Here is a 12,027-nt window from a genome sequence, read left to right as displayed (position 1 = left end):
CCTGAAGCGCTGGAATGTGCGTGGGTTAGCCCTGGCATTCAGCGCCGCCAGATAGAGGAAGCAACGCCAGCGATTCCATGCTTACCGCCGCCGACAGAAGGGGTGGCGAACATCTCCCATTGGACCAGGATCGGCTCCATGTCCCGCCGGTCTGGGCGCCATGCTCTATGCTACGCCCAAATGCTCGATGATTCCGCATGTCGGCTGCGCGCGTGTGCCATTAACAAGCCGATGATGAAGAACCCGAAGCGACCGCCGCATCGCGATTGACGCCATCATACCGGCGGTCGCTTTACTGCTTGCCCGAAGCGAGCTGCTGGTTGCGCTCAGCGAGAAACTGGATCAGACCGTCAACGCTGCTTTCCCGGATCTTGTCGCTGAACTGCTGCCGATATGTCTGGATTAGCCAGACGCCGAGCACATTCAGGTCATACAGCCGCCATCCCTGCGGCGTGCTGTATAGCCGATAGTCGATCTCGGCTGGTTCACCGTTCCTGATGGCAATCGTACGCACCACCACGTCCGTATCGGTCGGAGCGAAGTGTATCGGCGGGTAGTCGATCCGTTGGTCTGGACGGAGCTGACCGATAGCACCCGAATAGGTGTGGATCAGGAGCATCTTGAACTGTTCGATCAGTTGCTGTTGCTGCGCGGGCGTAGCCGTGCGCCAATAACGGCCCATCGTCAACGACGTGGTGCGGCGAAAATCGGTGTACGGGATAATGTCCCGGTTGACGATATCCATGATGCGGGGAATATCGTCTGGCGCGATCGCTTGGGTGCGCACCTCGTCGAGTATCTGTTGCGTCGCGGTCCTGATCAGAAGCTGAGGCTCCGATTGGTCGACCTGCGCGTGCGCTGCACCGCCGAACGAGAACAACGCGGCGCAAAGAGTCGGTAGAAAAAGTGTCTTCATGTGCAATATCCTGGCAGGATGCGTTGAGTTGATGCCACGCAAGTATCCTCCATCACGCCCGAACGCGTCGTGCCGACGAGGGAGGCCTTCACAGTCATCGCGTATCGCGCGATAGTCCGTCATTCGCCCTGTGCGATTCTGAATGCGGCCGCCCTTTTTCCGGTATTCGTTTGGCATCGGCAAACATTGTCGATTACGCTACTTTTGTCATGCGCCTTTCAAGCGCTGACTCACGAAGTCACCATTGCGGGGACTTCCGTGTACCCCTTCTCCCCGTGCCTGCCGACACCCAGCAAAAATGGACTAGCCGACCGCGTCGGTGGCGCCTCTTTCACTTATCGCCCGGTTCCGCAAACAGCCGAAGCCGGGTATCACCGCACCGATTTTTTTGTTTGAATCGGGCGCTTCATCCCCCCAGGCAATGGGCGCCTGCGCGCCGTGACGTCACGCTGAGCCCGACCTTGGGCGCAGGTTTCCGGCCTTGAATTCCCGCGCCTTCTGCCTGCCGATCGGCTCACTTCCCCGACCTGTCGCGATACGGCAAGCAAACGCGGCCGGCGACGCCGCGCACATCACTTGCGTGACTGGATGGTCGCGAGGGCGAGACCCGCTCCTACGAACGCGCATGCGGCGGACACCAGCGCGACAGCGCGCAGCGCGTCTGCGATCGCGTCGGCTTGCGCCAGCGCCACGGCCGTCTGGTGCATCGCCGGCCGCGCCCCGGCTTGCGTGTCCGGCTCGAGCAACTGCCCGGTCGGGCGTGCATCCTGAGGAACGTGCAGTTCGTCGAGCCGCGCCGACAGCGCCGCGTGGTGCGACCACACGAACACGATACCGAGAACCGCAACCGCCAGCAGACTCGCCACGCGTGCAACCGCATTGTTGATGCCGGAGGCGACGCCTGCACGGTCGGCCGGCACCGAGCCCAGCACCGTCGTCGTGAGTGGCGCAACGGTGATGGTCATGCCGAGGCCGAGTACGGTCAGCGCAGGGAGGAATCCGGCCCAATAGCTGCCGCGTACCAGCGGCAGCGCCAGCATCGCGAACCCGATTCCGGCGACGGCCGGGCCGGCGCTCAACAGGACCCGCGAACCGAAGCGACCCGCCAGGCCGCCGGTGAAGCGCGACAACAAGCCGATGATGACCGGCACCGGCAGCAGCGCCGCGCCCGCGTCGGTCGCGGTGTAGCCATGTGCGCGGATCAGCGTGAATGGAAGGAAAAACAGTACGCCGCCCAGACCGAAGTAAAGCAGCAGCGTGACGAGGTTGGCGCCGGTGAAATCGCGTGAGCGGAACACGTCGAGCGGCATCATGGGATCAGGGCTGTTCGCTTCGATCATCACGAATGCGGCCAGCACAAGCACGCCGGCGCCGATCGTGCACAGTACCAGCGGATGCGCGAACCCGCGCGCCGACACCTGGGTCAGGCCATAAGTGAGTGCGGCGAGCCCTGCTGCCGCGCTCAGCGCGCCGGGCCAGTCCAGCCGTTGAGGCGCATCGAGCTTGTGGCTGTTCGGCACCGAGGCAATCGCGAGTGCGATCGTCACCGCTGCAAGCGGGACATTGAGAAAGAAGATCGCGCGCCACGACAACGCGTCGACGAGCAAGCCGCCCGCCACCGGCCCCACCGCCGATGTAATCGCGCCGATGCCCGCCCACGTGCCGATCGCGCGTCCGCGCTCTTCTCCTTCGAATACGGCGCCGATGATGGCGAGACTGCTCGGTACGAAGAGCGCAGCGCCGATGCCCTGCATCGCGCGAGCCGCGATCAGTGCGCCCGCGCTCGGCGCGAGCCCGCAAGCGGCCGACGCCAGCGTGAAGACCCCGATGCCCGCGATGAACACCGTGCGGCGGCCGAGCTTGTCGCCCATCGATCCGCCCACCAGCACGAGCGAGCCGAGAAAGAGCAGGTAGGCGTTGACGATCCACTGCATCGCCGCGACGTTCGCGCGCAGCTCGCTCTGAATGGCGGGCAGCGCGACATTGACGACGGAGCCGTCGATAAACGCCATGCTCGATCCGAGGATAGTCGCAGTGAGCGCAAGACGCTTGCGCCGGCACGGGTGGTCGGCCGCGGTGGGCTGCGTGCGGATGATGAGTTCATCGCACGGGCTCGCTTGCGCAGCGACGATATGCGCGGGCTTCTGGTCGCTATCGGGAACATCCGGGTTGGCCACGCTCACTCCCTTGCCGATCGGCGATGACTGGGTTGGCGCGCCAGTTCGACGAAGGCCTTGAGGTAGTCAATTTCCGAGTCCGTTTCGCGGGCACCGAGGAAGATCTGTTTGGCGATGCCCTTCTGCCCGAGACGTACCGGAACGACGTTCATCTTGCCGGCATACTCTTCCACCAGCCAGCGAGGCAGCGCCGAAACGCCCCTGCCGCTCGCCACCATCTGCAGCATGATATCGGTGGTCTCGATCACCTTGTGGCGCCGTGGCGTGACACCTGCCGGCATCAGAAACTGGTTATAGATGTCGAGTCTGTCGGTCTCTACCGGATAAGTGATCAACACCTCCCGGGTCAATTGCGCCGGCTTCACATAGTCGACGCTGGCGAGCGGATGCTCGTGGTTCACCACCAGGACCTGCTCATAGTCGAGCACGGGTTCGAAGTGCAGACCCGGCTTATAGAGCGGATCCGGCGTGACGAGCAGATCGATCTCGTAGCCGAACAACGCGCCGATCCCGCCGAACTGGAACTTCTGTTTGACGTCGACATCGACGTCCGGCCAGCGCGCGAGATACGGCGCGACCACCTTGAGCAACCACTGGTAACAGGGATGGCACTCCATACCAATGCGCAGCGCGCCGCGCTCACCTTGCGCGTACTGGCCAAGGCGTTCTTCGGCCAAAGCCAGTTGCGGCAACACGCGATTCGCAACGGCCAGAAGGTATTGACCCGCCTGGGTCAATCGCAGGCTGCGCCCCTCGCGCAACCAGATATCGGTGCCGAGTTGCTGCTCCAGCTTTTTCATGGAGTGGCTGAGCGCGGATTGCGTCACGCACAGGATTTCCGCCGCCGCGGTAAGCGAGCCGTGACTGTCTACCGCCTGGACGATAGCCAGATGAATTCTCTCGATCATGAACAAAACTAATGATTCGTTGAATTAACACCATTTTACTTCATAGGACGCTTTTTATACGATTCACGCATCCCGCTTTACACATCCGCAACTGACCGAATCAAGGCGACACGATGGCAACGACACACACTCTGGGCTTCCCCCGAATCGGCGCGAAGCGCGAACTGAAGTTCGCGCTCGAGTCGTACTGGAAGGGCGAGTCCTCGCTCGACGAACTGAAGGCGCTCGGCGCCCAGTTGCGTCAGCGTCACTGGACGCATCAGGCGGACCTCGGTCTGGCAGCCGTCGGCGACTTCGCCTTCTACGACCAGGTGCTCGACATGAGCTTCACCTTGGGCAACCTGCCCGAGCGCGTGCATGGCTTTCACGGCGATGCGCTCGACAACTACTTCCGCGTCGCGCGCGGCCGCTCGGCCAAGGGCGCCGAAGACCACAGCGCATGCTGCGGCGGCGTCGCTGCAGGCGAGATGACCAAGTGGTTCGACACCAACTATCACTACATCGTCCCTGAGTTCAGCGCCAGCACCGAGTTCAAGCTTGATCCGTCGCGCCTGCTGGAACAACTGGCCGAGGCCAATGCACAAGGCGTCAAAGCCAAGCCGGTGATCGTCGGCCCGTTGACCTATCTGGCGCTTGGCAAGGCCAAGGACGACTCCGACAAGCTGGCTCTGCTGCCGCGCCTGCTGCCGGTCTATGCGGAACTGCTCGCCACGTTGGCGGCTCGGGGCGTCCAATGGGTTCAGATCGACGAGCCGATTCTGGTGACCGAGTTGTCGGCTGAATGGCAGCAGGCGTATGTGGCGGCCTACGAAGCGCTTGAGAACGGCAGGGTCAAGTTGTTGCTTGCCACCTACTTCGGCCAGTTGCTCGGCAACCTGGCGCTCGCCTGCAAGCTGCCGGTGCAGGGTCTGCATCTTGATGCAGTCAATGCCCGCGCCGAAGTCAACGCAGTAATTGCGCAGTTGCCGCAGGATCGCGTGCTGTCGCTGGGCGTGATCAGCGGCCGCAACATCTGGAAGACCGATCTGGCGAGCGTACTCGACTGGCTAGAACCCGTCGCGAAGAAGTTGGGCGATCGCCTCTGGATTGCACCGTCGTGCTCGTTGCTGCATGTACCGGTGGATCTGAACAGCGAACAGAAGCTGGATGCGGAAGTCCGCTCGTGGCTGGCCTTCGCTTTGCAGAAGCTCGATGAACTGAAGGTGCTCGCCGCCGCGCTGAACCACGGTCGCGATGCGGTGAAGGCAGAGTTGGCCGCCAACGTTGCCGCCATTGCCGCACGCCGCGCTTCGCCGCGCGTCAATAACCCGGCAGTCAAAGCCGCGCTGGCAAAGATCAATCCGTCATTGGGTCAACGCAAGAACGCTTACCCGGCGCGCGCTGACAGGCAGGCTGCCTTGCTGAACCTGCCGGCTTACCCGACCACGACGATCGGTTCGTTCCCGCAGACCGGCGAAATCCGCCACGCACGCAGCCAGTTCAAGGCGGGCGCACTGGACGCTGCCGGTTACAAGGCGGCCATGCAGGCCGAAATCGAGCGCAGCGTGCGTGAGCAGGAAGCGCTGGGGCTCGACGTGCTGGTACACGGTGAAGCCGAACGTAACGACATGGTCGAATACTTCGGCGAACAGCTCGACGGCTATGCGTTCAGCCAGTTCGGCTGGGTGCAGTCGTACGGCTCACGGTGCGTGAAGCCGCCTATCCTGTTCGGCGATATCAGCCGCCCGAAGGCGATGACGGTCGAATGGACCAAGTACGCGCAATCGCTTACGAACAAGCCGATGAAGGGCATGCTCACCGGTCCGGTCACGATTCTGAACTGGTCCTTCGTGCGCGACGACCAGCCGCGTTCGGTGTCGTGCTATCAGCTCGCGCTGGCGATCCGCGAAGAAGTGCTCGATCTCGAGAAGGCTGGCGTGCGTGTCATCCAGATCGACGAGGCTGCGTTGCGTGAAGGCCTGCCGCTGCGAAAGTCGCAGTGGAAGGATTATCTCGACTGGGCCGTGGAATCCTTCCGTATCACCGCAAACGGTGTGGACGACGAGACGCAGATCCATACGCACATGTGCTACTCGGAGTTCAACGACATTATCGCGTCGATCGCCGACATGGACGCCGACGTGATCACGATCGAGACTTCGCGCTCGGACATGGAACTGCTGGACGCTTTCGACCACTTCAACTATCCGAACGAAATTGGTCCAGGCGTGTACGACATTCACTCGCCCAACATTCCGACGCAGGAGCACATCGTGCAACTGATGAAGAAGGCCGCCGAGCGGATTCCGGCACAGCGCCTGTGGGTCAATCCAGACTGTGGGCTAAAGACGCGTCAGTGGGAAGAAGTCATTCCAGCGCTGACCAACATGGTGGCGGCCGCTAAAACGCTGCGCGCTTGTGCCTAAGGCTCACGCATCGCCCGCTCTGTGTGTGGTCACGCAGTGCGGCGAGTTCGACCCGGCCCCCCCCCGCACGCAGACTCCTTTTTTTAAGTCCCGGCTCGATTCCGGGCTTCTCGGCAGTCCGATAGTGGTCGCCGCTGATCAACCGCTCGACGATCTGCCTGCGCAACGCGTCTGGTTCGGCGACCGTCTGAGCCTTCGTGAGATCGATCTGGGTCCGCCATGTTTGGACTGTGGCGGGCTTGACCTTATGACGGGTCCTCGGGCAGCCACACATGGCCGTGACTTCGTTCAGGCGCTTGCCCATGTCCGGTCAATCCCAAGCGTACCGCAGTCCCACCCAGAAGCCGCGCGGTGCACCCAGACCAAGAAACTGCTCGTTGCTGATTCCGCCCGGATCGAAGGTATGGTTCGGCCCATTGAAGAAGTTCTGCCCGAGAATCGCGAAAGACGCATAGCGCTTGTTCAGTAGGTTCTGGATCGAACCGAACACCTGGAAACGCTTCGTCACGTTGAACGTCGTGTCCAGATCGATCAGGAAGTAGCCGGCTACCGTGCCGTTCACATCCTGGTTGTTCTCGTCGCCGCGCGCGAAGATGTTGCTGCGGTAAGTCAGATTGGCGCCGATGTTCCAGCGCGCCATGGCGGCATAGTCGAGCCGGAGTTTGACCATGTTCTGCGGAATGCCGGGGATGCGGTCGCCTGAATGCACGGTGATGTTGCCGTCACCGTCGGCGCTCGAATTGCTGCCGCTGCTCTCGGTCCACGTCGAACGGTAGGTCGCATTCACGTAGCTGTAGCTGGCGCTCACACCAAGCGGCCCCCACTTTGTACGTCCCGCTATTTCGAATCCCTGCCGGCGCGTCTTGCCCACGTTCTGGAAGTAGCCGAGTGTACTTGCTGCGCCCTCGCTGCTGATGAACTGGATGTCGTCATCCAGTGTCGTACTGAACGCAGCGGCGCTCCACGACGAATTGCTGCCGATACGGCCGCGCGCTCCGATCTCGAACGTCTTCGATATGACCGGCTTCAGCGACGGGTCGGCAATGAAGTCGTTTGGCAGCGAACACGGCGCGGCCGGATCCGCGCAGGCAAGCTCGATCGATGTCGGCGTCCTCATGCCCTCGTTATAGGTGACGTACGCGGTGAAATATGGAGTCGGGTTCCAGTTGATACCGACCGCCGGGTTGAAGCGTGAGAACGTGTGCCGGCCGTCGAGCAGCGGCTGAATTCCGCTTTCGTCCCCGATCGTCGCGCGGGCCCAGTTATAGCGCCCCGCCAAGAGCATGGACCATTGGTCGTTGAACGAGAACGTATCGCTGAAATAGATACCGTAGTTTTCGTTGCGTGTCTTCGCGTCGGTCTGCTGCACGAACGGCCCGTCGCCGACGGTTGCGCGCGTGTCGGTGAAGAACGCGTCCTGCGCCGACTGTGCGAAGTGCGTATTAGAGAGGTCCGCAGCGGCGCCGATGATGAACTCGTTTTTTTTGCCGAACAGTTTCTGCAATAACGTCAGCTGCAAACTCGCACCGTAACTATCGGTGACGATATCCGACTGCGCGTTGGTGGCCGGCGGTTCGTCGGGATCATCGACGTCGAAATCGTCGTTGACGTTGCTGCTCGTATTGACATTCCTGTAGTGCCGATAGTACGCGTTGCCGCTCAACTGGATGTCCGGCGTGAAATAGTGCGAGCCGTTGATGGTCACGTAGCCGAGCTGGTTTTCATTCGTGTCCGGAAACGTGTACGCCTGCGTCCAGTTGTTTAGAAACGATCGCGGAATCGTCTGGCTGCCGTTCAACGTGTTGTCTGCGCCACCAGCCGACACGGAGATCGTCGTTGACGAATCCATATAGCGCAGCTTGCCGAACGCCTGGCGCAAACGGCTCGAGTTGTGGTCGGCCCAGCCGTCGTCGTTGGTGGCGTTGGCGGTGAAGTAGTAGTCGAGATTGGTATTGCCGATGACGCCGCCCTGCTGGATCTGCGCAAGCTTGCGGCCCCACGAGCCGAGCTGGACTTCCGCTTCGCCGCCGGAGTTTGATTTGCCGTTCTTGGTCGTTACCGCCACCGCGCCACCGAGGGTATTCAGGCCGAAGGTCGGATTGGAGCCTGGAATCACCTGGATCGTGTCGATCGCCGCCTGCGGAATCAGGTCCCAGTTCACGACGTCGCCGAACGGCTCGTTGATCCGCACGCCGTCCAGAAAGACGGATAGCCCTTGTGGTGTGCCTAGTACTGGCGAAGCAGTAAAGCCCCGATAGTTGACATCGACTTGCCACGGGTTGCCCTGCGCCTCGTTGAGATCGAAGCTCTGCAGATTGTTCGCGAAGTAATCAACCAGCGTATGCGAATTCTGCGCGACGAGATCACGTCCCCGAATCGTCTGCACGTTGGCCGGCACGAGCTGCAGCGGCGTGCCGACGCCAACGAGCGGTGTCGTACCCACGACGACGATATCGGGAAGCTGGACTGCCTGCTGCGACGGCGGCCCGTTTTGCGTCGTTTGCTGCGACGGCTTTTCAGCGGTGCTTTCCGGCGAGCTTTCTGTTTGCGTGGCAGGAACAGATTCGGTCTGAGCCGATGCGCCTGCCGCCAATGCCGCCAGTACGGCGGCCACGGAGAGTCTCAATGCGACCCGGGGTTTTAGCTCCTGCAGAGACAACGGTTTGTGTAGCTTGCTTGTCATCGTTGCCGTCTCCCGTCTATCGTTGCTGGTTCTTATTGGCGAGTCGTTGCGCGGCCTGGAGCAAAGGTTGCGACGTAAACTGGTTGAGCGCGCTGGCGGGCCACTCCATGGCTGAAAGCGTCGCACGAAAGCACCTGCGTGAGCGCGGGAAAAACTCCCGAAACTTTCAGGAAGCCTTCCTGAACCTTTGGTGTGTAAGCCGGCGCAGGATGCGATCGGTAGAACTGCTTCGATATCTGCCGGTGGAGTCGCGCTGCAGTCAGGGACCGACGAAAATGATTCGTCCAACCGGGCCACGGTCGTCCCAGGTTCGCCCTTAGGCGTGGCGCGACGTCATGTGCATGGTCGCCCTGAGCATGGTCGCCGAGGTGCTGTGCTCAGCCTTTAGCGTCGGCGAGCACGCGCATCTCTGGACATACACTGACGGGCACTCTCGCAGAGGAGGCAGAGCAGTGACAGGACCGGCACACTGGAGGTAGCATCATCACCTCAATCGTGCCGGCTCGGCCAAGCAGGCGGAAGTGATGCATTTTCTGGCGGGCTTCGGATCGTTCATGCCGGACGGCGAAGACACGATCCACTTTGCCGGCGGCCGATACGTTGTTCTTTGAAGCGAATACCGAAGGACCGTCGCAGGTGAACGAAACAATGCGGAAAATCTACGTGATCTTCCAGCCGACAAAGCAACGAGCTCGTGACGCTGGCGCGTGCCATCAGCAGCGTTTGCACCATCCACTTGTCTCTTCCTGCAGGTAGCTCGCTATATGACGAAGCGGCTGATTTTTCGTCCGCTACCGCCCCGCCATGGCTCACCGCAACAGTGCCCGCAAGCGGCGGCGACGCCACCGAGGTGCAGAGTGCCGACTGCCTTGCCCCGACGAGTTCCGGCGCATGACGTCCCATGGCCTTCCCTATCCCCACTTCGTCGATCGCGACGCGCAGGAACCGATTGAAAGCCGAGGCTTGGCTCAATCGGTCGCGTACGCCACGCGCCGAATCAACGCGGTGTGCGGCTCATCCTGACGGAGGCTCAACGGCCAGTCAACAGTTCGTCACACATGAAGAAGACTTTGGAAGCGTGGAGGTACCGCTATAAGCATCGAATAGTTCCCCGGTGGAACCGACTCGGAGGTCACCACTTTATGCGTACGTCCGGCGAACATTTCCATGAAGTTGAAAATGCGGCGGACAAATGTGTTTCGTGACACAGTGCCGCTTTGATGCCAACAAAATTTGTATCCCAGATCTCTCAACATTGAAATCGATTCCGAATTACCTTCTTCGAAATCACTTTCATGCTGCTCCAATACGATCAGTGGCCAGTGCGTAGTTATAGTGCGTAAGCTGCCCCGCAGTACCTTGGGCTCGAAACCCTCGACATCCATTTTGATGAAGCAGAGCTTCTTGTCGTGGTAGTCGAGATTATCAAGCCTGTCGACCTGAACATCGATGCAATTCACGTTGGCATCGGCCTCGAACTGGTCCGTGACGATGACCGACTCGCCCATGTTATCGGGCACCTCTGACAACTTGAATGTTCCTTTCTCGTCCCCAAGACCAATGTTGAATGCTTCGATCTTCTTCCGGAAACTAACATTGAACTGGAGTAAATAAAAAGTCGAAGGGTCCGGCTCGAAGCAATGCACCTCATCGAATATTCTCGAGAAGTACAGACTATGATTGCCGATATTGGCGCCGATGTCTAACCCGATGCCCGCGCGGAAAACGTCATGCAGCGGTTCGAGGAAACTGAACAGAACGTCAAGTTCCTCCTGCTCGTAGACTCCGAAAACATGGATAAATCCGCCGATATGCTCATTCGCAAATACGGCCATCTTGTGGCCTCTTGCGCGCAGATGCTTCTCCGCGAGCCCATTGAGTCTATGAAACGATAACCGGTCGACTATGTAGCTGAACTTCCTGGCGCTAACACGCTTCGCCAAAACTCTTTTCGAAGGGATCGGCTGGGTAGAAGGCATGGTTTGGGAATCGATATCCATCTGTAGCTCCAGATAGAGATGCCAGGGCGTCCACGTTACCCTGCAAACTCTGCATGTCTCACGCCTTCGCCTCGATATCCGCGCGTTGCGCCGACGGTGCTCCGGCAAGCCTCGCCACACACCATTCGTACTGGTTCATTTAGAAACATGAATGTTAGGTGCCGGTTTGGTGAACGAGGCGTCTGCGGCGCAAAGTGGGGCGATACAGTCGCAAAACGTTGAATAACAGCCGATTCCGGCCAGCGCTTCTTGACTCGATACCCGTATAGCGACGCGACACGCCTCCTACTCTCGAGATAAGGCGAGGCGACCACTCAGCATCGGAAGCGTTGCCCCGCGAGCCTCGGTCTTACGTCATCCGATCCGAAGCGATAGCCCATGACCGACAAACATGCTCATCCGCGCGAAGTCAGTCGAAGGACGCAAGGAAGGTGGTGCCGTATTCGCCTGCGATAGGCGCGGTTGTCCTGTGTCCGCCGATGGTCCTGCGCGACCCGGGTCAATAAGGGTACGATTGAAGGGCCAGCTTGAACGCTTGACGCGCGGACGAACATCCGTGCCATGATGCGGGCCCGTGGCAACACGCCCACCGGGAAAGAAGAGGAAATGTGTGACGCGCGTCGTTACGTAAGAACGCGGTTTAGGGGCTTGCGAAGCGTAGAGATGCGAACCTGAGCTCTTCGCTGAGCGAAGAGCTCAGGTTTCGTTTTGCAGCCGGTGCTAGCAGCATTGAACCGCCAATTGCCTTGCGTTTAATTGTCCGGGTGGGCGGACACGAAAGTAGTGAACGCATTGTAAGGCTGGCTGATTGGCGAGCCGTTGTTCATGATGCCGTAGGTGTTGTCGCCACTGTCGAGCACGTAATACATCACCGACTGGATGTTATGCGATTTGCGCGCCGCATAGAACTCGCTCAGTTGCGACGTGATGTAGCTCGC

Annotated in this window: 6 protein-coding genes and 2 pseudogenes; 2 read left to right on the top strand and 6 right to left on the bottom strand. The window is 60.4% G+C overall.

The window, feature by feature from the left end:
• Nucleotides 1–292: 292 nt before the first annotated feature.
• From HV770_RS36710 to HV770_RS36700, 3 genes are all read right to left on the bottom strand, one after another.
• Nucleotides 293–916, bottom strand: a complete 624-nt coding sequence (locus tag HV770_RS36710) for an MlaC/ttg2D family ABC transporter substrate-binding protein (RefSeq protein WP_121322162.1) — start codon at nt 914–916, stop codon at nt 293–295.
• Between the two features lie 572 nt (nt 917–1,488).
• Nucleotides 1,489–3,093: an MFS transporter gene (locus HV770_RS36705; RefSeq protein WP_175166313.1), complete on the bottom strand. Its 1,605-nt coding sequence runs from the start codon at nt 3,091–3,093 to the stop codon at nt 1,489–1,491.
• A gap of 2 nt (nt 3,094–3,095) precedes the next feature.
• Entirely contained in the window at nt 3,096–4,001 is a 906-nt protein-coding gene (locus HV770_RS36700; protein ID WP_175166312.1) for a LysR family transcriptional regulator, read from the bottom strand.
• Nucleotides 4,002–4,114: 113 nt separating this feature from the next.
• Here HV770_RS36700 and metE point away from each other — a divergent pair, with 113 nt between their 5' ends.
• Complete coding sequence (gene metE / locus HV770_RS36695) at nt 4,115–6,406, top strand: 5-methyltetrahydropteroyltriglutamate--homocysteine S-methyltransferase (protein WP_175166311.1); 2,292 nt, start codon at nt 4,115–4,117, stop codon at nt 6,404–6,406.
• Between the two features lie 310 nt (nt 6,407–6,716).
• On the opposite strand, the gene HV770_RS36690 is transcribed toward metE, so the two are convergent.
• Nucleotides 6,717–9,089, bottom strand: a complete 2,373-nt coding sequence (locus HV770_RS36690) for a TonB-dependent receptor (RefSeq protein ID WP_175166310.1) — start codon at nt 9,087–9,089, stop codon at nt 6,717–6,719.
• Nucleotides 9,090–9,592: 503 nt separating this feature from the next.
• On the opposite strand from HV770_RS36690, the pseudogene HV770_RS39275 reads away from it, so the two are divergent.
• Nucleotides 9,593–9,761, top strand: a pseudogene (locus HV770_RS39275) (cupin domain-containing protein); the annotation flags it as partial.
• Between the two features lie 380 nt (nt 9,762–10,141).
• Here HV770_RS39275 and HV770_RS36680 read toward each other — a convergent pair.
• Together HV770_RS36680 and HV770_RS36675 are read right to left on the bottom strand one after the other, a co-directional pair.
• Entirely contained in the window at nt 10,142–11,089 is a 948-nt protein-coding gene (locus HV770_RS36680) for an FkbM family methyltransferase (protein WP_175166308.1), read from the bottom strand.
• Between the two features lie 752 nt (nt 11,090–11,841).
• Nucleotides 11,842–12,027 (bottom strand): annotated as a pseudogene (locus HV770_RS36675) (hypothetical protein); the annotation flags it as partial.

Source organism: Paraburkholderia fynbosensis, assembly GCF_902859935.1.
In the GTDB taxonomy this organism is placed as follows: Bacteria; Pseudomonadota; Gammaproteobacteria; order Burkholderiales; family Burkholderiaceae; genus Paraburkholderia; species Paraburkholderia fynbosensis.
This window is presented reverse-complemented; position numbering and strand designations above follow the sequence as displayed.